Annotated in this window: 18 protein-coding genes; 7 read left to right on the top strand and 11 right to left on the bottom strand. The window is 59.0% G+C overall.

Going from position 1 to position 21714, the window contains the following annotated elements:
* The first annotated feature begins 107 nt into the window (after positions 1 to 107).
* A complete protein-coding gene (locus AC5FXY_RS08715) occupies positions 108 to 2915 on the top strand; it encodes a S8 family peptidase (RefSeq protein WP_493556272.1) in 2808 nt (935 codons plus the stop codon).
* A 394-nt stretch (positions 2916 to 3309) separates the two neighbouring features.
* Here the strand turns inward: AC5FXY_RS08715 and AC5FXY_RS08710 are convergent, their stop codons facing one another.
* Complete coding sequence (locus AC5FXY_RS08710; protein WP_493556271.1) at positions 3310 to 4623, bottom strand: Y-family DNA polymerase; 1314 nt, start codon at positions 4621 to 4623, stop codon at positions 3310 to 3312.
* Between the two features lie 12 nt (positions 4624 to 4635).
* The gene (locus AC5FXY_RS08705; RefSeq protein WP_493556270.1) at positions 4636 to 5118 is read right to left on the bottom strand and encodes a LexA family protein; all 483 of its coding nucleotides are present in this window, start codon (positions 5116 to 5118) and stop codon (positions 4636 to 4638) included.
* Between the two features lie 229 nt (positions 5119 to 5347).
* Here AC5FXY_RS08705 and AC5FXY_RS08700 point away from each other — a divergent pair, with 229 nt between their 5' ends.
* A complete protein-coding gene (locus AC5FXY_RS08700) occupies positions 5348 to 5605 on the top strand; it encodes a hypothetical protein (RefSeq protein ID WP_493556269.1) in 258 nt (85 codons plus the stop codon).
* Between the two features lie 469 nt (positions 5606 to 6074).
* Here AC5FXY_RS08700 and AC5FXY_RS08695 read toward each other — a convergent pair whose 3' ends face one another.
* Positions 6075 to 6569, bottom strand: a complete 495-nt coding sequence (locus AC5FXY_RS08695; RefSeq protein WP_493556268.1) for a PID-CTERM protein-sorting domain-containing protein — start codon at positions 6567 to 6569, stop codon at positions 6075 to 6077.
* A gap of 220 nt (positions 6570 to 6789) precedes the next feature.
* On the bottom strand, positions 6790 to 7047 hold the full coding sequence (locus tag AC5FXY_RS08690; protein WP_493556267.1) for a hypothetical protein: 258 nt from the start codon (positions 7045 to 7047) through the stop codon (positions 6790 to 6792).
* A 179-nt stretch (positions 7048 to 7226) separates the two neighbouring features.
* Here AC5FXY_RS08690 and AC5FXY_RS08685 point away from each other — a divergent pair, with 179 nt between their 5' ends.
* Positions 7227 to 7640: a hypothetical protein gene (locus AC5FXY_RS08685; RefSeq protein WP_493556266.1), complete on the top strand. Its 414-nt coding sequence runs from the start codon at positions 7227 to 7229 to the stop codon at positions 7638 to 7640.
* A 77-nt stretch (positions 7641 to 7717) separates the two neighbouring features.
* On the opposite strand, the gene AC5FXY_RS08680 is transcribed toward AC5FXY_RS08685, so the two are convergent.
* The 3 genes from AC5FXY_RS08680 to AC5FXY_RS08670 form a co-directional block, all read right to left on the bottom strand.
* Complete coding sequence (locus AC5FXY_RS08680) at positions 7718 to 8695, bottom strand: ABC transporter ATP-binding protein (protein ID WP_493556265.1); 978 nt, start codon at positions 8693 to 8695, stop codon at positions 7718 to 7720.
* 665 nt (positions 8696 to 9360) lie between these two features.
* Positions 9361 to 10125 (bottom strand): porin family protein, encoded by a 765-nt coding sequence (locus AC5FXY_RS08675; RefSeq protein ID WP_493556264.1) that lies wholly within the window; start codon positions 10123 to 10125, stop codon positions 9361 to 9363.
* 111 nt (positions 10126 to 10236) lie between these two features.
* Positions 10237 to 12531 (bottom strand): aconitate hydratase, encoded by a 2295-nt coding sequence (locus AC5FXY_RS08670; protein WP_493556263.1) that lies wholly within the window; start codon positions 12529 to 12531, stop codon positions 10237 to 10239.
* A gap of 182 nt (positions 12532 to 12713) precedes the next feature.
* On the opposite strand from AC5FXY_RS08670, the gene AC5FXY_RS08665 reads away from it, so the two are divergent.
* Complete coding sequence (locus AC5FXY_RS08665) at positions 12714 to 14051, top strand: peroxiredoxin family protein (protein WP_493556262.1); 1338 nt, start codon at positions 12714 to 12716, stop codon at positions 14049 to 14051.
* A 113-nt stretch (positions 14052 to 14164) separates the two neighbouring features.
* On the opposite strand, the gene AC5FXY_RS08660 is transcribed toward AC5FXY_RS08665, so the two are convergent.
* The gene (locus tag AC5FXY_RS08660; protein ID WP_493556261.1) at positions 14165 to 14773 is read right to left on the bottom strand and encodes a GNAT family N-acetyltransferase; all 609 of its coding nucleotides are present in this window, start codon (positions 14771 to 14773) and stop codon (positions 14165 to 14167) included.
* A 143-nt stretch (positions 14774 to 14916) separates the two neighbouring features.
* Between AC5FXY_RS08660 and AC5FXY_RS08655 the strand changes: the two genes are divergently transcribed.
* Entirely contained in the window at positions 14917 to 15786 is an 870-nt protein-coding gene (locus AC5FXY_RS08655; protein ID WP_493556260.1) for a universal stress protein, read from the top strand.
* Positions 15787 to 15993: 207 nt separating this feature from the next.
* Here AC5FXY_RS08655 and AC5FXY_RS08650 read toward each other — a convergent pair whose 3' ends face one another.
* On the bottom strand, positions 15994 to 17373 hold the full coding sequence (locus AC5FXY_RS08650) for a cytochrome P450 (protein ID WP_493556259.1): 1380 nt from the start codon (positions 17371 to 17373) through the stop codon (positions 15994 to 15996).
* A gap of 203 nt (positions 17374 to 17576) precedes the next feature.
* On the opposite strand from AC5FXY_RS08650, the gene AC5FXY_RS08645 reads away from it, so the two are divergent.
* Positions 17577 to 17891, top strand: a complete 315-nt coding sequence (locus AC5FXY_RS08645; RefSeq protein WP_493556258.1) for a hypothetical protein — start codon at positions 17577 to 17579, stop codon at positions 17889 to 17891.
* A gap of 130 nt (positions 17892 to 18021) precedes the next feature.
* Here AC5FXY_RS08645 and AC5FXY_RS08640 read toward each other — a convergent pair whose 3' ends face one another.
* A complete protein-coding gene (locus AC5FXY_RS08640) occupies positions 18022 to 19476 on the bottom strand; it encodes a hypothetical protein (protein WP_493556257.1) in 1455 nt (484 codons plus the stop codon).
* A 116-nt stretch (positions 19477 to 19592) separates the two neighbouring features.
* A complete protein-coding gene (locus tag AC5FXY_RS08635; protein WP_493556256.1) occupies positions 19593 to 20582 on the bottom strand; it encodes a polyprenyl synthetase family protein in 990 nt (329 codons plus the stop codon).
* Positions 20583 to 20762: 180 nt separating this feature from the next.
* On the opposite strand from AC5FXY_RS08635, the gene AC5FXY_RS08630 reads away from it, so the two are divergent.
* Positions 20763 to 21656, top strand: a complete 894-nt coding sequence (locus AC5FXY_RS08630; RefSeq protein WP_493556255.1) for an alpha/beta hydrolase family protein — start codon at positions 20763 to 20765, stop codon at positions 21654 to 21656.
* Positions 21657 to 21714: the final 58 nt, after the last annotated feature.

Here is a 21714-nt window from a genome sequence, read left to right as displayed (position 1 = left end):
TTAGGGGAATGTGAAGCGACGTTGAACGAAAAAGCTCGGCGGTACGCCGCCGAGGGTCTAAATTTACGTAGCTAAGGTGCATCCGCCTTATCACATCTTTTGCACTCATGAAACAGCTTTTACCCCTGCTGTTTGCTGCTGTTTGCTGCTTCGGTTCTTGCGCACCTGCCTTGGCTCAGGTTTCTCCGGCGGCCATGCCGGCTCCCTCGCCTACCCTGCCCGGCACGGCTGTGCTCAAGCTGCGCCCACAAGCCAGCCTGCGCCAGTTGGAAGCGGCCCTGAACCAACTCGAAGCTGGCAACCTGCAGCAAAAATTTCCGCGGGCAGTGCCACCCAGCAAGGAGAAGCCCGGCAGCGTGGAGTTGCGCACCATTTATCAATTTCGCTACCCTACTTCACTAGCCTTTAACAAGGTGCGCCAGGTATTGCTAGCTACCGGTGCCGTGGAATACGTGGAGCCGCTCTACCAGCGCGCCCCGCTGTACCAACCCAATGATCCGCTGGCCGACTCCACGAATACCAGCGGACAGTACTACCTGAAAACCATTCGCGCCTACGCCGGCTGGAACCTGAGCAAGGGCGACACCACGGTTGTTATCGGCATTACGGATAGCGGCACGCGCTTTTCGCACCAGGATTTGCGCGGCCAGGAAAAGCTGAACTACGCCGACCCGATAAACGGCATCGACGACGACGGCGACGGCTATATCGACAACTTCCGCGGCTGGGATACGGCCGACAACGACAACGACCCTTCCTCTTCGGTGCCGAATAACGGCGTGTTCTCGCACGGCACACTGGTAACCGGCTGCTCCTCCGCCAGCGCCGACAACGGCAAGGGCACGGCGGGCGTGGGCTTCAAGTGCCGCTACCTACCCATCAAAATCTACCCCCAAACGGCCCAAGGCGCCTTCGGTGGCTACGAGGCCATCGTGTACGCCGCCGACCACGGCTGCAAGATCATCAACATGTCGTGGGGCGGCGTGGGCGGCAAGTCGCAGTTCGAACAGGATGTGTGCACCTACGCCGCCGTCAACCGCGACGCGGTGCTGGTGGCGGCTGCCGGCAATACCAATGCCGAGCTGTATTTCTACCCTGCCAGCTACGACCACGTGCTGTCGGTAGCCAGCGTGATGCCGAATGACCAGCAGGGCCTCACCTACAGTTACCGCGTGGGCATTGCGGCCCCCGGCGACTTTATCCTGACCACGCTCTACGATTCCGACAGCGCTTACGCTTCGGTTGGCGGCTCGTCATTTGCCAGCCCCATTGTAGCCGGGGCCGCCGGCCTGGTGCGCAGCCGGTTTCCGCAGCTCTCGGCAGCCCAGGTAACCGCCGTGCTGCGCCGCAGCGCCGATGATATCTATGCCCTACCGGGCAATGTGAACCGCGTCGGGCAACTTGGTTCGGGCCGCCTGAACGTGCACCGCGCCCTGGCCGCCGGGCCCAATCAGACGGCTGTGCGCGTGCTGAGCCAGCAACTCAGTCGCCCGCGCCTGCTGGCCGGCGACACGGCCCACCTCACGCTCACACTCCAAAATCTGCTGCAGCCGGTGCAGGGACTTACGCTCACCGTCACCTCACTCACGCCGCAGCTTACGGTGAGCAGTGGCCCAGCCACCTTGGGCGCCTTGGCTACCAGTGCCACGGCCGTAGCGCCGGTGCAGCTCAGCGTAGCCGCCAATACGCCGCCCAATAGCCGCGGCGTGCTCCGCTGCCGCCTTACCGCCGCTGGCGGCTATCAGGAAGACCACTTCGTGCTGCTGGAGCTGAACCCCGATTATGTGGTACTGACTGCCAACGACCTGCACCTGACCGTAACCAGCCGCAGCAACCTCGGCTACGAAGGCCTGTCGTACGAAATCGGGGCCAGCGTGACGTACCGCAACTCGCCCGTGCTGCTCTCCGAAGGCGGCCTGATGGTGGCCACCGGCCCTACCAAAGTAGCCGACCGCTTGCGCGGCGTGCCCGCCAACCGCAGCGACGCCGACTTCTTCACCCAGCAAGCCATCCGGATGCTCACTTCCACGGCGGCTACCCAACAAGCTGCTGGCGTATTCCAAGATTCATTGCCGAGCCAGACGCAAGGCCGCACTTTGGGCGTGCGCGTACGGCAGCGGGCCCTGGCCTGGGCCGCCCCCGCCGACCGCGACTACGCCATTGTGGAATACACCCTGCGCAACCTCACGGCTGATACGCTGAAGCCGCTGCACGCCGGCTTGTTCATGGATTGGGACATCCCCGCTGAATCGGGCCGCAACCGCGCCGCTTGGGACTCTACCCGCGCCCTCGGCTACATACACGATGCCCAACGCCCTGTGTTGTACGCCGGCGTAAAGCTGCTGCGCCCCGGCACCGGCCAAGCCTCTTACTATGCCATCAACAACAATGCTTCCGCCCCCGCCGCCGTGGTGTTCCGCGACGGGTTTTCCTCAGCCGAAAAGTTTCTGACGCTTAGCTCCGGCACCCGGCAGCGCACGGCCGGCGGCACTTCCGGCGCCGACGTATCGCACGTGGTGGGTGCCGCGCTAAACCGGCTGGCCCCCAACGATTCAATAACCGTAGCCTTTGCCGTGCTGGCCGCGCCCACGCTGGCGCAGCTCCAAGCCGCCGCCGATGCCGCCCAGATCCGCTACGCGCAGGTGCTCCCGACGCGCACCGCCCTGAGCGCTACGAGCTGGTCGGTGTATCCCAATCCGGCCCAGGCCCGCCTGCAAGTGCAGCTACCCGCCAACTTGGTAGCCGGTTCTTCACTGAAGTTAGTCAACATCTTGGGGCAATGGGTGCAGACCTGGTCAGTTACTCAACCAACCACAATACTGGACGTGCCGTGGGTACCTAACGGTGTGTACCTGCTGCACTGGCAGACCGCCCAAGGAGAAGTAACAACGCGCCGCGTTGTGATTCATCAGTAGGGTAGCAACGACGATTCCTCAACGATGCACAGCCCAAGCACCAATCCGGTGCTTGGGCTAATATTTCTTAGGTGCCTAGCCATCAATAATTCAAGCCCCAAAGTTGGGCTCAGGCTAACGCCCCACTTCAGATAAGGATGGGTTGGTTTAGTATTATCCGGCGAATTGCCCCGACAAGCTCGACAGAGCACTTTGCATTTGTCGCTCTTACAAATAATCATCCCGGCTGCTCCAATTTTAAGGAAAAGAACTGGAGAAGTTGCCTCGTAAGTTGAGCTTCCCCCCTGTCTCAGCAAGTTGACAACTCAGTATCCGCTCTGGTTTTGCGCTGCTTTTAGAGCGCCATAACAATTTCTCCGCCGCCAAGAGGTCCGTTGATCTACTGGCTGATTAGCTACGCTCCGGATATCGTCCACAGGTTGTGCCAGTCGGTGGTGTAGGGCTGTGAACGGTGGGCGCACCGCCCGCTCCATGCGGTGGCGTCGGTACCAGCGGCAGCGTAACGCACGGCGTTCCGGCCGAAGCGAGTGTTCAGCGCGTCGAGACGCTCCATCAGAGCTTGGTTGCGGGCGTGCTGCTCGGCGGAAGGTGTAAACAGTTGCAATTGCGTTTGCCCAGCCGGCTCCAACCCACTCAGTACCACACCGGCGCGGTGGTATGCCGTGCCTGCGCGCATAAGTTGCCGTAAGCGGTGCAAGGCGGCCGTGATTAGCTCGCCGGTGTGGTTGGTGGCGCTAGGTAGTGTAACCACAGCTGTATGCGTTTTGGGCCCGGCAATGGGGGCAAAACGGTCCGTGCCGAGCAATAAGGTAATTACATGGGCTGCTAGCCCCTGTTGGCGCAGCTTCTCCGCGGCCCGCGTCGTGAAGGAGGCCACGGCTTGGCTCAGCGTGGCGGGGTCGCACAGCGGCCGCCCAAAGGAGCGCGTGCAGGCCACGCTGCGCCGACGGCTGGTCTGGTGGCTGGCCTCGTCTTCCAGGGCTGCCGGATCAAATTCCAGACAGGGCCGGCCGTGCAGCTCATGCCACAACCTAGAACCCACTACTCCGCCCAGGTGACGGCGTACCCAGCCTTCGGGCATAGCAGCGAGGTCGGCGGCAGTCTGCAGGCCTGCGGCGGTCAGCTTGCTTGCATAGCGCCGCCCAATGCCCCACACGTCGCCTACGGCAGTCTGCTGCAGAGCTTGCTGGCACTGCTCGGGCGTGGTCAGCACCCACACCCGCTCTGGTAGCGGCCGCTTGCGTGCCAGCCGGTTGGCCAGTTTGGCTAGCGTTTTGGTAGGCGCCACCCCCACGGCAGTGGGAATACCGACGTGGTCAAGCACGGTTTGTCGGATATGGTGGGCGTAGGCCTCCAAACCTTGATCAGCCCAGTAATTCATGCCGCTCAGGTTCAGAAAAGCTTCGTCAATGGAATACACGTCGACTTCGGGCGTAAAGTCGCTGAGCACCCGCAGTACCCGGCGCGACATGTCGCCGTAGAGAGCGTAGTTTGACGAGAATACCTGCACGTGGTGCTCCCGCAGGCGCGGCAGCGCGAGGTGATACGGTTCACCCATTTTGAAGCCGAGGTGCTTGGCTTCGTCGGAGCGCGAAATCAGGCAGCCGTCGTTGTTACTGAGCACCACGACAGGCAGTGCTTCGAGCCGCGGCTGAAAAACCCGTTCGCAGGACACGTAGAAGTTGTTGCAATCGACCAGGGCAAACATGACTGCTGACTGCTAGGCGCGCTTGCGCGGTTTGGCCACTTGCCCAAGTGTGCGGCCTTTCCTTTCTCGGAACGAGTGGATGACGTGCGTTACCACCCCGAACACCACTAGGCTATTGCCCTCACTAAGCCGGATGATGGGGTAACGCGGGTTGTCGGGCTCCAGCCAGGCTTGCTGCCCCTGCCGGCGCAGGCGCTTCACGGTATGCTCGCCATCCAGCACGGCCACCACTATGGACCCATCTAGCGGCTCCAGCGCCCGGTCGACGGCGATAATGTCGTCGTGCCGAATGCCGGCCCCAATCATCGAGTCGCCTGACACCCGGGCCAAGAAGGTGGAAGCCGGATGCGTAAAGAGCAACTCGTGCAAGTTCAGCGGCGCATCGAGGTGGTCATCGGCCGGTGATGGAAAGCCGGCCGGGATGGCGCAGGCAAACAGCGGCAGGGTGAGCCCGGCCCAATCGGACCCAATGGAAAAAGTAGTTACACGCGTCATAGAGCAGGTCAGCCCCCACAAGTCCGTTGGCCGACGCTGCTATTTACTAACTTTTTTAGCAATTAGTTTTTACAGGACTTAAAATTAGTTCCTAGCTAACAATATTTTTTAACCTCATCAATAACTTATTAGAAGCACAATGCAATTTCCAGTCGAATAAAGGCACTAATTTCTCTATTATTTTCTACCTAATATTTTTAGTTATTGACGAATATTCTTATTTTTACATATGCGCAGAACGAAGAAGATACAGCTTCCTATCCCCCTTCCCGTCCAGCAGTATGCCCGTTGTGTAGATGCCAGCCGTCGTCCGCATGACCACATTGGCGACTGGCCTGAGCGCGGGGCAGTGTACCCGGTCGAGTACCGTACCAATGTTCGCTCCGGCGAGCCGCAGGTACACGTGCTTGGCTTCTATGCGGAGCGACCCTACGGCGCTTTTGCCGTGCGGCGCTTTGAGCCCGTAGCCGAGGTGTGGCTTAATTAGCCTGCCCACGATTCTGTTTCATGTTCCGGCCGCCTCGTGCGGCCGTTTTTTTTGTCAGCGCAGGAGCATACCACTGTAGCTGCGAGGTTCTTCGGTTCGCCCCTTTGCCACTTGATATTGGCAGGATGGCGTGAGGGAAGGCAATAAGGAACCTGTAGTACCAGAGCTAGCCTTGCGGGCACTTATTTTTTAAAGAAGCCGGTTTCAATAAAAAATACCTGCAAGTAGGTATTGTACTGGCGCCTGGAGCCGGCTGATCTTTGCAGCGACAAGCCTATTGTCAACACGCACTTAGTCAGGGCCCTACTTGTCTTCTGGCTTTTCTTCTGCCCGCCGGTCAGCGGGACTGCCTTCACAGGCCACATAAACAAGATTACCTGACCAGTACAAACGGCCGCTTCTGCAAGGAGGCGGCCGTTTGTGGTTTCAGGATGCTGCCATTTGCCGTCCGGCCAAGCAGGGCCTCCCCTCAAGAAGCTGCTTTGCTCAGGCGATGCTGCCGTAGTTGCCAAGCAGCCAGCAAAGCCCCGGCTACCAGTAGCAAGGCAGCACCATCGTCGATTGGCACGCCAGTAGGCGGGGCCTGCTGCTCATCGGCATCCAAGGCAGCGTTGGCATTGAGCGTTTCTTCCTGCTTACGGCGCAGGGCGGCTTTTTGGGCTTCATTTTCAAGCGCTAAGTACGAGGCCTGGGGCGTTATAATCCCCGAACGAAAGCTCGCTTGGACGGCTGAAATACGGTGGGCAGGGGCCGTGGCAGGGTCCATAGTCTGCTGCAGCCAGTAGCCCTGCAGTAGGCCATCTTGCCAGAATTTGTGCATACCAGAGGAGTCACTTAGTGGCACGGTCGGCTGCACAAGCACGATGCTGGCCTGCTCGTCGTCGGGCAAGTAGGCGCGGGCGTGCGCCGCATTGGGCCAAGCCCATACCTGGGTATTGGCGGCGGGTGCGGTAGTAGCAGCCATTGCCAATCTGGCGCACTTCGTGGGCCGAAAAAGGAAAGACACGTAGCGCCACCCGATTTCCGGTAAGGTAATACAGGATACCCAGGTCGCGGTTGACGTTGCGAATCTGAGCAAAGGTCCACGGGGCAGCTTTCTTTTCGGCCAGGCGATGAACAGGTCATAAATGAGCAACGCCCACAGCTGCTGAGCTGCGGGCGTTGCGCGGGGTGATGCAGGCAGGCTATTGGTCCTGCTGCTGAGCGTCCTGGCGTTGATCTTCGTTAGCGCCGCCTTCCATGCCATTGGTTTGGTCGCTGTCGCCATAGCCGCCGCGCTGGCCGCTGCCGTCATTCATATTGCCCTGCGTGATGTGCGGGGTAGCTTGATCGGGGGTATGGGCGCTGGAGCCGCTTCCGGCTTTCTGCGGCTCGCCGGTACGGCCTTGGTTTACGTCCTGTTCGTTGGGAGTGGCTTCGGATGGGTGTTGGTCGGGAGTCATAGCAAGCAGAATAGAGGGTACGGACCGCCACAGGAACGGCCTTGTTTAAATCTGTACGCCGGGACGCAGCGGAGGTTTGACCCACCGACATTCTCCCAACTGAAACCGTGCCCGGCACCTTCTTTAGGCACCACTGATAACGGCACTGTACCTTTGTCTTTTTCTTACTTTTCCTCTCCATGGAACCCGCTGCCAACGACCCGATTTACACTATTCCGGCTTCGTTTCGCCGCATGGAAAACATGCACATCATCTTCTGGCTGCTGAAGGACATCGGCTGGTGCATGTTCTGGAAGCCGCTGGGACTGGCCATGATTGTGCCTACGGTGGCCATTGCGGTGGTCATTGCTTGGCGTACGCGGCACCTGAAGTCCGAACTGGCGCACAACCTGGCCATCGTGCTCTGGATTTCGGCTAACTCCTACTGGATGATCAGCGAATTCCTGCATTTCGATGAGGTGCTGGTGTGGCACGGTGTCACCGGCAAGCACATGGCCATGCTACCCTTCACGGCCGGGGTACTGGTACTGGCTTACTACTACTTGGTGCAGAAGCCGCGGGAAACACGCGCGGCCCAAGTTGCAACGCTGTAAAGCCGGTTAGTGCCGGCTTGACCCTAGCAGGCCACAACCGCTGCCCAGCGACTTGCCTTTCCCTAAGAAAGCGAGTATCAGATAACCCAAACGTCCTCGGGCGCTACCAGCAGGTGCACTCGGTCGCCGGGGGCGTGCCTGCGCTCGGTAGTCTTTACGCTTAGACGAGTTTCGCCATACAGTTTGATAATCAACTCGGTGAAGCTGCCACCAAAAGTCGTAGCCTCTACGGTGCCCGTCACTCCGCCCGTGGCCTGCAAGTGCAGGCTTTCCGGCCGCACGAGAAAGCGTTTGCCCCGCGGCAAGGCCCTGGTTGGTGCCAAGGCTTTGGCTGCGGCTCCGGTGAGCAGGTTGTAGTCGCCGAAAAGTCCGGCTACGTACTCGCTCACCGGCTGCCGGTACACCTGCTCAGGCGAGCCGCGCTGCACGATGCGCCCCGCCTGCATCACCAGGATTTCATCGGCCCAGGATAGGCTGTCCAGTGGATCGTGCGAGATGAGTATGCACGTAATGCGCAGCTGCTCGCTCACGTCGCGAATTACGGCCTTTAGCGTCTTCTTGTGGGCGCTATCGAGGTTGGAAAAAGGCTCGTCGAGCAGCAATAATTTGGGCGACGAAAGCAGTAGCCGCGCCAGCGCCGTGCGCTGCCGCTCCCCACCCGATAACTGGTTGGTTTTGCGCTGCAGTAGATGGTCGATTTGGCACAGTTGGTACAGCTTGGCGGCTTCACCGGCCGGGAGCTTATCGGCGTAGCTCAGCGCCTGTTCCACCCGCAGAAATTTCGGCAACTCAAACTGCTGCGAGAGGTAAGCAATGCCCGGATGGCCAGGAACCAGCTTTTCGCGCGGTCCCCATACCCGCTCGCCTTCAAAATAGACCTTACCCGAGGCCGGCTCTACCAACCCGGCAATGGTTTGGAGCAGCGTACTCTTACCCGAGCCGGTTTCGCCCGCAATGGCCAGCTTCTGGAACCGCTCCTGGTTGAAGCTGATGTCGTGCAGGCCGAAGTTGCCGGCTTCTTGAAAGGTAATTGATGAGACGCGCAGAAACTCCATGCGCGCAAAGCTCGGTACAAAAAAACAGAGCTCTGATAGCCCCCTGCAAATCCAGCGAGCGAAGAAGGCCGAGCTTGTATGCTCACGTTTTATCGCACTTTAGTCAAAAAGTAAGATGCATTTAATTCCAACATCCTCAGTTTATATGTTGAGCCTGTAAGAGCGTGTTGGGAATTTGATTCGAATTTTAAGTCGATGCACCAGAAATACCAATCTCACCTTTCGCGCTGCGTCTTTGTCGGTCTAATTGTTTCTCTGTTTATAGCGTGTGATGCAACCATAAGGCGTGAAGATGTTGAGCGTACGCTCCTTCAAGGGCGTTGGCAACAGGATTCCTCTAGGATGGAGGTCTACCTAAATCATGCGAAGGAGAAGACCGAGTGTTGGTTGAACGACCGAGAGGAACTTCCTGCGCGACTGGAGGTGACCGATAAAGCCTGGATTTGGAGTTTAGGCGTCGAGCAACAGGCAAATTCTTATGAATTGCAAGGAGACAGCCTCATCATTGACCCGGGGGGTGGGTACCGGCCGTTCAGATGGAAGATAGATAAGCTTACCGAGCATCGTCTGCGCATTAGATGGCAGTTCAAAGATGGCAACTTGACCAAGGTTATCACCTGGCACTACTCTCGTTAGCTCCGCCACCTCAAAACCCCAACATGCTCTTAGTTACCTTTTTTCAGCAAGAAGTAAGTCGCGGTAAGTTGTACGCCCCGCAGTTTGTAAGAGGGCCCTATCCTGGAGAAGTTTGGAATGCCCGTTGGCGGATATTCGGGTCCCAAGTCGCGTAAGCTACGGCTGTAGCTCAACTGCAGCAGCAGGCGCTCCTGACGATAGCCCATTCCGGCCTGCATGCCTACATCCCAGGGACGTAAGTAGGCCGGCCCGCCCGCGCGAAGGCCTTTGTCTTCGCTATACACGTTGGTGGTTTCCACTTTACTGTTGCCCTTGTAATCTAGCCGCAGCGGCTCGCCTTCCCACTCCAGCTCGACTACATCGTTGTAGCTAAAACGGCCGCCAAGCAAGCGTCCCACGTAGCCACCCGCGAACATCTGAAAGCCTTGCCCGTCCGGTCTTAGCTGGTATGTCAGGTTGATGGGCACCGTGAGGTAGTCAAGTCGATAGTTTTGCCGCGTACGCATGTAAAGCAAATTGACAGTGCCTCTCCCACCGTAATATTCATCGTCGATGCGGAGGCCCTTCTGCGCAAAGAGCCCCGAGGCTTGCAGGCCCCAATTTCGCCACCCCGCGCTGACCGTACCGCCAATTTCGCCCCGCAAGGTAGACTTGGTGTCCAAATCTCGCCCCGACGCATTGTAGACCGCACTAGCTGCGCTCAGGCCCAGGTGCGGTCCGGCTTCGATACGCACTTGACCGTACGTAGTGGCAGTACCCAGTAGAGCTATAGATAGTGTAAACCAATATTTCATGCTTCAAAGATGCCCAAGTATGCTCAATCGGTTGACAGTGGCCCCAAAACAAAACCGGCCGCTCCCCTAGAGGAAGCGGCCGGTTTGTTAACCAGCTAGTATGGCCCAGGATTACTTCTGCGACATAGCGCTACCTATAGCCTGCTGCTGACGGATCAGGTTCAAGGCCGAGCCGGCTTTGAACCACTCGATCTGGCCCTGATTGTAGGTGTGGTTCACCGTAATGAGGTCCGTGTCGCCGTCGGCGTGGTGCAGGCGCACTTTCAGCGGCTTGCCGGGGGCAAACTCCGTCAGGCCGATGATGTCGATGGTGTCGCCCTCCTCGATCAGGTCGTAGTCAGCCTTGTTGGCGAAGGTCAGGGCCAGCATGCCCTGCTTCTTCAGGTTGGTCTCGTGAATACGTGCGAACGACTTCACCAGGATGGCGCGCACGCCCAAGTGGCGGGGCTCCATGGCGGCGTGCTCACGCGAAGAGCCTTCACCGTAGTTCTCGTCGCCTACTACCACCGTGCCGATGCCCATCGACTTGTAGTTGCGGGCTACCTGCGGTACCGAGTTGTACGTCTCACCCTGCACCACGAAGTCACGCACCTTGTTGGCCTCGCCATTGAAGGCGTTGGTGGCTCCGATGAGCATGTTGTTCGAGATGTTGTCGAGGTGGCCACGGTACTTCAGCCACGGACCGGCCATGGAGATGTGGTCGGTGGTGCACTTGCCTTGAGCCTTGATGAGCAGGCGCAGACCCATCAGGTCGATGCCTTCCCAGGGCTTGAAGGGCTCGAGCAGTTCGAGACGGTCGGAGGTTGGATCCACGAGCACCTCTACGCCCATGCCATTTTCGGCGGGCGCTTGGTAACCAGCATCTTCCACGGCGTAGCCCTGTGGGGGCATTTCGAGGCCGCGGGGCTCGTCCAGCATCACGGCTTCGCCGTTTTTGTTGGTGAGCTTGTCCGTCAACGGGTTGAAGGTCAGGTCACCGGCAATGGCGAAAGCGGTTACGATTTCGGGCGAGGCCACGAACGCGTGCGTGTTCGGGTTGCCGTCGTTACGCTTGGCGAAGTTGCGGTTGAACGAGGTGATGATGGAGTTCTTGCGCTTGGGGTCGTCGGTGTGACGGGCCCACTGGCCGATGCACGGACCGCAGGCGTTGGCCAGCACCACGCCGCCCATCTGGGCGAAGGTGTCCAGCAGACCGTCGCGCTGTACGGTGTAGCGCACCAGCTCCGAGCCAGGCGTTACGGTGAACTCAGCGTTTACGGTCAGGCCTTTGGACACAGCCTGCTCGGCAATAGAAGCCGCGCGGGTGATGTCTTCGTACGACGAGTTGGTGCATGAACCAATCAGACCTACTTCCAGCTTGGCGGGCCAGTTGTGCTCCTTTACGGCAGCAGCAAACTGCGAAATCGGCCAAGCGGCGTCCGGCGTGAAGGGACCGTTCACGTGCGGCTCCAGTTCGGAGAGGTTGATTTCGATGAGTTGGTCGTAGAACTTAGCCGGGTCGGCCAGTACTTCGTCGTCGGGGCGCAGGTGCTGCGCTACGCCGTTGGCAAGGTCGGCAATTTCGGCGCGCTCGGTGCCACGCAGGTAGGTAGCCATCGACTCATCGTAGGCAAATACCGAAGTGGTAGCTCCGATTTCGGCGCCCATGTTGCAGATGGTAGCCTTACCGGTGCACGACATGTTCTCGGCACCTTCGCCGAAGTACTCCACGATAGCACCGGTGCCGCCTTTCACGGTCAGGATACCAGCCACTTTCAGGATTACGTCCTTGGGAGCCGTCCAGCCCGAGAGCTTGCCAGTCAGCTTTACACCGATCAGCTTCGGGAACTTCAGCTCCCATGCCATGCCAGCCATTACGTCCACGGCATCGGCACCACCGACACCGATGGCAATCATGCCCAGACCGCCGGCGTTCGGCGTGTGCGAGTCGGTACCGATCATCATACCGCCGGGGAAGGCGTAGTTCTCGAGCACCACTTGGTGAATAATACCGGCGCCGGGCTTCCAGAAGCCGATGCCGTACTTATTGGAAACCGAGGCGAGGAAGTCGTATACTTCTTTGTTCTCGTCGTTGGCCACGGCCAAGTCCTCCTCGGCACCGTCGCGGGCCTGGATGAGGTGGTCGCAGTGTACGGTGCTGGGCACGGCTGTCTTGTCGCGGCCGGCTTGCATGAACTGCAGCAGGGCCATCTGGGCGGTAGCGTCCTGCATGGCTACGCGGTCGGGAGCGAAGTCTACGTAGGAAACGCCACGCTCGAAACCTTGCGTCGGGGTGCCGTTGTAAAGGTGGGCGTATAGGATTTTTTCGGCCAGCGTGAGGGGGCGGCCCACCACGCGGCGGGCAGCTTCTACTCGCTCGCCCAGACCGTTGTACACGGTCTTGATCATGTCCAGGTCAAACGCCATGGGATATCAGCGGGAAAAGGGTGACAAAACCAAGCCAGAATTGGCAAAGCGCAAATATAGGCCCCACCGCGGGGCGGACAAACTTTATATTCGCCCTCCGGTTGTACGCGGGTTTGGCAGCTACGTTGAGCAGCCAAGTGTACTTTTTCGGGGTCTATTGCGCCCATTCTCTTTCTTAACAAATGACATTTCGTTTCGTTTCAGGCCGCCTGCTTTTGGGCAGCGCCGTCCTGCTGGCGTCGGTGCTGACCGCCTGCAACTCAGGTCCGGATAAAACTTCTGCTGATAGCGTGGAACAAACCAATGCGGCCTCACCGCTTAAAACCGGCCCGTGGCGCGGGGTACTCAAGACCCAGGGCCAAGAAATTCCCTTCTTGTTTGAGGTAACCGAGGAAGGCGGTAAACAGGTCGTTTACTTGATCAACAAAGGCATCAACGGCGAGGAGCGTTTGAAGCTGGATGAAATCAGCTCGGCGGGTGACTCTACTACTATCAAGCTGCACGTATTTGATGCGGCGCTGGTAGTGCGGCCGGCGGGTGAGGGCAAACTCACCGGTACTTGGGTAAAGTACGATACACCAGAGCCGTACCGGATTCCACTGGAGGCGACCAACGCACCGGCTGAATCTACGAAAGAGGTATACAAGCAAATGCCACTGATGGGAATCAGCGGCACATGGAATGTCACCTTTACCGATCAAGAGGGAAACAGCTACCCGGCAGTAGGCATTCTGAAGGAAGCTTCCAGAGCCAATCCTCCTTCTGTCGAAAACAATAATCTTACCGGCACCTTCCTGACCACCACGGGTGATTACCGCTACTTAAGTGGCAAAACGTTGGGTCAAGAAAAGTTGACTCTTAGTACCTTCGATGGCAACCACGGTTGGCTGTTCACAGCTGAAAAGCAGCCCGATGGAACCTTAAAAGGCCACTTCTATAGCGGCAAAAGCGGCCACGAAACCTGGACGGCCAAGCTCGACCCAAGCGCCAAGCTGCCCGACGCCAGTGCTCTAACGAACATGAAGCCCGGCCAGAAGCGCCTCGATTTCAAATTCCCGAACATCTACGAAGGCGGCTCCATCTCCCCCACCGACCCCAAATACAAGGGCAAAGTGGTGGTGGTGCAGGTGCTTGGCTCGTGGTGCCCCAACTGCATGGACGAGACCAACTTCCTGGCGCCGTGGTACGAGAAGAACAAGCAGCGTGGCGTGGAAATCATTGGCCTGGGCTTTGAGCGTGCACCCGATCAGAAGGCTGCGGCCCAGAAACTGCTGAAGATGAAGGAACGTCTGAACGTGGGTTACGACTTGGCCGTGGCTGGCATGGCCAACAAAGATTCCGCCAGCGCCGCACTGCCGCAGCTTTCGAAGGTGCTGGCCTTCCCAACGACCATCTTCCTAGACAAAAAGGGCGAAGTGCGGAAGATTCATACGGGCTTCTCGGGCCCGGGTACCGGCAAGTATTACGAGGAGCAGACGGCAGAATTCAATAAGACGATTGATCAGCTGTTAGCGGAATAAGGCCTCGCTCCCCAGTTTCTCTTCAACGGGAAAAGGGAGCCTGACCTCAGTATAACGACAACGGGGCCGCCGAACTCTAGTTCAGCGGCCCCGTTTTTTTGTCTTGTTTGTCGTTAGAGCGAAATAATGTGGCTATCCTGCTCCGCAGGCACTGATTGATGGGGCTTGGGCGGCCGCTCCAGCAGCACAATGGGCCCATCGTGGTAAGTGGTGCGGGCAAATTCCTGGTAGCCAAACTTGCGCGCCAGGCGCAGCGAGGCCTCGTTATCCGGGTCGATGATGCAGACGGTGCGCGTGGCGGGGAAGTGCGCATCGCCCCATGCCATCATAGCCCCTACAGCTTGGCTGGCGTAGCCGCGGCCGTGGACGCGCGGCGTGAATACCCAGCCGGCTTCCGGTACCCCGCTGATGGAGGGAGTCAGGTCACGTTGGAAGTCAAAGAAACCCACAGCCCCAACAAAGAGGCCGGTTGCTTTTTCTTCCACCGCCCAGGAGCCGTAGCCCAACAGCGCCCATTGGCCCAATTGGCCGAGCAGACGCCGCCATACTTCTTCCTCGGTTTGGGGCTTATTGCCCAGGAAGCGGTAGAAGGCGGGGTCGGTGTGCATGGCAGCGGCTTCGGGCAGGTCAGCGGGGCTGACGCTGCGCAGGATCAAGTCGGGCGTTTCCAGGCGCGGGACCAGATTTTGGGCAACGGATGCAAGGATAAGGGGCTGGCTCATGCAGTAAACTAACAAAATATAGCGGCAGCCTCATAATAGGTCTTGGTTTGGCGCCTAACCCCTGGTACCGCCTTTATTCAGGAGCTTGCGTATGGAAAAGCTGACCTTTCTGCTCGAGCAGCCACCTTCATCCACACCACACCATGAAGAACATTCTCGTCCCGACTGATTTCTCGCCCGAATCGCACCACGCCTTTGAAGTTGCCTTGCAGCTGGCTCAGCGCACCGGCGGCACGGTTACGCTGCTGCACGTGCTCGACCTGCCAGGACAGAATTCGCCCAACTTCAGCGCCTACGGCGGCCCCGTCAGAAGCTCGGAGCTGCCCAACAGCGACGGTACCTCCGACAGCCTGTACACCATTCAGCTGCTGGCCGCCACCAAACAGCGCATGCAGGCGCTCATGGCCGAGGCGGCGCAGCGGGCCCCCGATGTACCCGTACACGATGCCGCCGACACGGTGCAACTCGATGACGCCATCCTGCGGGTAGTCAGTGAACGTAACATCGACCTGGTGGTGATGGGCGCGCAAGAGCACGACACCATGGAACAGCTGTTTACCACTTCCAATACTGAGCGCATGGTGCGTGCGGCGCCTTGCCCTGTACTGGCCGTGAAGCATAAGCAAACGCCGTTTGAGGTGCGCAACATCGTATTTCCATCCGATTTCGCGGCCGAAGTCGACAACGCGGCGCCTGCCTTGCAGCGCGTGCTGTCGCTCTTCCCCGACGCGACGCTGCACTTGCTCCACGTCACCACCGATGACAACCAGCAGACGGCGCGGGTGCAGATGCAAAACTTTGCCGAACGCCACGGCTTGCCCCGAGCCCGGCCGACCTTGTTTGATGCCAGCAGCACCAGCCTAGGCATCGGGGAATTTGCCCAGCAGATCGGAGCCGACCTAATTGTAATTCCGACGCACGCCCGTTCCGGCCTCAGCCGCTTGTTCCAGGGCAGCGTTGCGGAAAAGGTGGCTACGCACGCCTTCCCGCCGGTGCTGACGTTTCACTTATAAGGGCCTCACCGGAGCCTCCCGGCATTCTCTCTTAAGGGAGCGGGAGAGCCAGAAGTCAGCAACCTCAGCAACGACAGCGGGGCCGCCGAACTCTCGTTCGGCGGCCCCGCTTTGTTTTTTTACTATTGCCTGACGCGCTAACCTGCACCACTATCATTGAAGGCAATCGTTGCTGATTTCTGGCTTTCCCTCCCCAGAGGCAGGCCCTTATCGTGCTCGAAACTGCAACGTGATTTCGGCCCGCGGCCGCAACGTGATAAGCGGGCGTAGCTGCGCTGCAGGCTGCTCCACCCACTCCACTTCGAAACGGCGCAGGGTTTCGAGCAGCACGAGCTGCATTTCGGTCAGGGCGAACTGATTGCCGATGCACAGCCGCGGCCCGCCGCCAAATGGAACGTAAGCGTAAGCCGGTTGCTGCCGCTGCTGCTCCTTGCCAAAGCGGTCAGGGCGAAAAGCCTCAGGCTCGTCCCAGAGCTTGGGTGAGTGGTGCAGGCCGTAGATGAAGGCGGAAATAAGCGTACCCTTGGGCAGTGGCAGCCCGTTGTATTCGTCGTCTTCCAGGGCTTGGCGGTCCACTATCCAAGCGGGTGGGTACAAGCGCATTGTCTCCTGAATGACTTGCAGCGAGTACGGTAGATTCGACAAGTCCTGAAATGTGGGGCGCCGGTTGCCTAGCACGGCCTGCATTTCGGCGCGCAGCTTCGTGACTTCGGCGGGGTGCTGGGCCAGCAAGTACCACAGCCAGGAGAGGGCGTTGGCGGAGGTTTCGTGGCCGGCCACGAGCAGGATAGCTGCTTCGTCGAGGACTTGCTCTTCGGTCATTGGCTCGCCGTTGTCTTCGTAGCGAGCATCGAGCAGCATTTGCAGTAAGTCATCTTTGCCGGCGCCTCCCTCCTCTTTCCGGCGCTGGATATAACCCAAAATGAGGCGGCGCATTTCGGCCGAAAGCTCATCGTGATGGCGAAACTGGCCTTTCAGGGCTAGCCACGGTTTTAGGTAAGGCTGACGCAAGGTGCGCACGTAGAAGGCCTGAATGTCGGTGAGCAGCTGCGCCAGATGCTGCAGCTCGGCCTCCGTCATGCTGGTGCTGAACACCGAGCGCGCGATAATGCGGAACGCGGTGGTGGTCATCAGTTCGTGCACAGCTACCTCGGCGCTTCCGCCTTGCTGCTGAGCGCGTGCCATAAGCGGCTGCAGGCAGTCGTCGATTACTTCCAGCATCAGCTCGGTGAGGGCGCCCAGGCGCTGGCGGTGAAACCCGGGCTGAATAAGCCGACGCTGCTGCAGCCAGTAACTGCCTTCCGAAGTCAGCAAGCCCTGCCCGAGGTAGCGCGCCACCCCGTGCGACATTTCCGACTTGGGGTAGTTGCGGTGGTTGCGCTGCAGAATGTGCTGCACTAGGCCTGGGTCGCGGGTGAGCATGGTGGGTCGGATGCCGCCGAGGTGTAGCCCGATGGTGTCGCCGTACTCGTCGAGGTATTGGGTAATGACGGGAATGGGATTATCGGCCAGGGCTATGGAGTTGCGAAAAGCGCGCAGTCGCGGTACGCGGGGCAGCGAGGAGGCAGTAGTAAGGGCAGAATCCATCGGGCAAACAGCATAAAGTACGCGGCGAAAAGGTACGCTACGGATGCCCATCGACCTAGGCAGCCGGTGGGTTTTCTGACCAGCTGCCCGCCTGCGGCAGTGACCTTTTTGCGGTTGTCTGCGTACCACTAGCACACGGCTGGGTTGCGTTCAGCCCAATCCCACCGCTCCTTTTCCTTTTCTACTAACCAACCATCACCCCTATGTGGATTCAGCAGAAAGCCAACGAACCGGCACCCATCACCGAATTGCAAGGGCACACCGTGGGGCTCAAGTTTGAGTGCAACGAGTGTCACACCGAAGTTTTCACCGACCTGATTGGAGTACCCGCGCCCGACCACTTGGCCAATTCCATGGAAGACGACGGGCAGTTTGAAAAAGAAGAAATCAAATGCCCTGGCTGCGACATGACCCACGAAATCACCGTGAAGAGCACTTTCGACGGCGTACGTTTTGATGTATCGGATGTGGCCCCGGATAAGGTGAGCTACCAGATTCCACCAGCCGAACAAGCATAACCCACAGGCACCGTTGGTTGAGGTTACGCCCGCCTTCGGTCCGTAAGCCTGGTGAACTACCGTCAGCATATAAACCGCGAGGCCCCGACGTGTAGCCGGGGCCTCGCGGTTTAGTTTTAAAACCGGCAGCCTATTCAGCCGCCGGCTGGAAGTACAAACGCTTGCTTGGCGTGACGCGCCAGTACTCCAGCAGTTGCGCCTGCGTGTCGGACATACCGGGCTCCGTTAGTTTCGTCCAGGCCATCACGGTGCAGTCATTCTCAAGCTGCACGATTGAGGCATCGGTTTGCGCCACCTTGGCTAGTGCTAGCCGTTCACAGGTGTTGGAGTTGTACGTGCCAGGCCGATCAGAAATCATGTAGAAAGCCACCAGAACGCCTATCCAACCCAGGTAACGACGACGAGGCACTTGCGGCAAGTGTTGGCAGAGGTAATAGGTGGATACCGCGTAGAAGTACAGCAACGCCAACAGGATGGGCATGATGGAGTCGCGGCGCAGGATGAGAGGGCGATAATTGCGGTACCCACCCAGCGGCAGAAGCAGGATAAAAACCAATGCAAACAGCCAGATCCAGCCATAAATGCGCAACAGCCGGCGGCCTTCGGGTGTGGGCGGCGCCAGCCAGCGGATGAGCGCTGCATTGAGCAGGCCCGCCCCCACCATTACCGGCAGACCAGGTTGGCGAAGCTGCCAGTTCAGGCCGGCCGGAATGCGCTTGTACCGCTCCCACAAAGGCAGCATACTGGTAAGTTCCTCGGCTTCGAAGCGCCCAATGTAAAGCGAGTATAAACACAGCACGCCGAAGATGGCCAACAGCAAAAAGGCCTGCCACGGTACCTGGCTGATGAAGCCAGCCCAAGTCCAGCCCTCAGCCTGCTGTCGGGCGGCGCGCCACTGCCGCCAGCACCAATGGACCGCTATGCCGAACCCCAATACTGCCATGGTAGCTGGAATAATGGCGCCATTGAAGGCTAGCACCACCATCAGCAGCACCATCCCTACCCACTGCAGCCACGTAACATGGAACTGCCGCTGGTGCCAACCGGCCTTAAAAAACGGCCGCAGCAATAGCAGCAGCAACGCCATTGGAAAGGCGTAGAAGAATGTGTACGTGATGGAATTGTCGATAATGCCCATCTGCCCGTGGTAGCCACCCGTCTGAAATAACGGCACCAGCAAGGCCACCATAATCCACAGCCGCAGACTGCTGAGACGCGTCGTACCGCTGGCATACATGCCCAGCATGTAGAGCATCAGGGCTTGTACGCAGGTATTAAACAGGGCGCAGGCAGCGTAAAGGCTGCTGATGGGGTCCACGAAATGCTGCAGCCAAAGTGGCACGTGGCGGAAATAGCCATACATGGCCGCGTGCGCAAAGAAGCGGTTGGGAGCTACATACACTTCTTGGCGCGTGAGGGCGGCCCAGCCGAACGGGTCTTGCAGCACTTGGCGGCTGCCGGGACCAGGCAGCACAATATCGGGCATGTCGCCTTCTAGCGGCAACTGATAGTTCTGGAAGAAGGTGTAGCCTAGGTCCAGCACAACCAGTAATACCAGCAATAACCGCAAGTGGCGATGTTTCATACAAGCTAGTAAAGCAAAGCAGTGCGATGAACCGTAAAATGGTTATCCGCAGCCCGCCTATCTTGCAAAACTATGCGCCAATTGTTGAAGGTTTTGCAGCAAACTCGCTGAACAGGCTATTTTTCTCGCTCGATGGTATAATCGATCAACTGTGCCAGCGAGGTGCGGGCCGGCGACGGGGGAAAGGTATTGAGAATGGCCAGCGCCTCGTCGCGAAACTGTTGCATGCGCTGAATGGCATAATCAAGCCCGCCCGACTTCTTCACAAACTCAATAACAGCCTGCACCCGGTCGGAGCGGCCGTCGTTGTTCTGCACGTTGTAAATCATGCGCCGCTTGGTCAGCCAGGGGGCTTCGCGCAGGGCATGAATTAACGGCAGCGTCATCTTCTTCTCCTTGATATCGATGCCCACCGGCTTGCCGATTTCGTCGGTACCGAAGTCAAACAAGTCGTCTTTGATCTGAAACGCCATGCCTACTTTCTCCCCGAAAAGCCGGGCGCGCTCTATTGTTGGCTTATCGGCGCCGGCCGAGGCCGCGCCCACAGCCGTGCAGGAAGCAATGAGCGACGCCGTTTTCTGCCGGATGATATCAAAGTACACGTCCTCGGTAATGTCGAGGCGGCGGGCCTTCTCGATTTGCAGCAGTTCCCCCTCGCTTAGCTCGCGCACGGCGTTGTTCACGATTTTGAGCAGGTCGAAATCGTCGTGCTCCAGGGCCAGAGCCATGCCGCGCGAAAGCAGGTAGTCGCCCACCAGCACGGCAATCTTATTTTTCCAGAGCGCATTGATGGAAAAGAACCCGCGGCGGTAATTGGATTCATCCACCACGTCGTCGTGCACCAGGGTGGCCGTGTGCAGCAGCTCAATGAGAGCGGCGCCGCGGTACGTGGCATCCGGCAAGGCAGCGGTGGGGTCGGAGCTGACCGTGTGCGCCGTCAAAAAAACAAACATTGGCCGCAACTGCTTGCCTTTGCGCTTGATGATGTAGCCCATGATTTTATCGAGCAACATCACCCGCGTCTGCATGGACTCCCGGAATTTGCCTTCAAATTCCTTCATTTCGGCCGCAATAGGCGCCTGTATGTCGTCCAGCGAATATTTCATGCAGTAGTTGGGCGCGCAATGATACGCACACGGCAGGGTTTTTCGGTGCGAATCCCGGATCAGAATAGCGCAAACACGCGAATCTGGCAACTTGTTGATGGCAAAGGCACCAGCATTTCTGGCCTTCGTTGCGTACCTTCTCCCCTCACCACCCGATTGCGGGCTAGCCCTCTACTTTGCATGCAAACCACCACCGCCCCCCTCACCCGCCTGGATTTTACCCTGATGCCCGCTCATCACGGCCGGGCCTTCGCGGCTGATGCCCACTTTGCGCCATCGGGCCAGCCCAAACCGGTCGTCGTGTTTGTGCACGGCTTTAAGGGCTTCAAGGACTGGGGCCACTTTAACGTATTGGCCGATTACTTTGCCCGACACGGCTACGTGTTCGTGAAGCTGGATTTGTCACACAACGGGGTGGTGATAGGCGGTACCGGCGACCTGGAGGACCTCGACGCGTTCGGCCGCAACAACTTCAGCATTGAGCTCGACGATATCGGCTGTTTGCTCGATGCCCTGCACCGGCCCGGCGCTACGCCCGTGCCGGCCGCCGAAATGGACCTCGGCCATCTGTACTTAGCCGGTCACAGCCGCGGCGGCGGCCTAGTGATGCTTAAAGGGGCCGAGGACGTACGCGTACGGGCCGTGGCGGCGTGGGCACCCATCACCAGCGTAAATCCCGGCTGGCCTGAGCCCCTGATGCAGCAGTGGCAGCAGCAAGGCGTGATGCACGTGGAAAATGCGCGCACCAAGCAGCAGTTGCCACTGTATTTTCAGATCGTAGAGGACTACCACACCAACCGCCTGCGCCTCGACATTGCCCACAACGTGCGCCGCAAGCTGCGCCAACCGCTGCTGGTAATTCACGGCGATTCCGACGAAACGCTGCCCGTTCAGAACGCCCACCACCTGCCCCGCTGGAAGCCCGACACGCAATTGCACATCCTCCCCGGTGCCGGCCACATGTTCGGCGGCGCGCATCCGTGGGAGCCAAAGGAGCTGCCCGAGCCGGCTCGCGAAGTAGCCGAGCGCACCATCGCGTTTTTCCAGCAGCACCAAGCTTCGCGACGCGCTTAAACCAAACTCATGAAGCTCCCCGTCCACGGTTGACCTTCTGCGAGGGTCGCTCGTATAC

It is taken from the genome of Hymenobacter sp. FMD4, assembly GCF_058932745.1.
The sequence above is the reverse complement of the archived record's forward strand: the minus strand, read 5'-3'. Positions and strand labels throughout refer to the sequence as shown.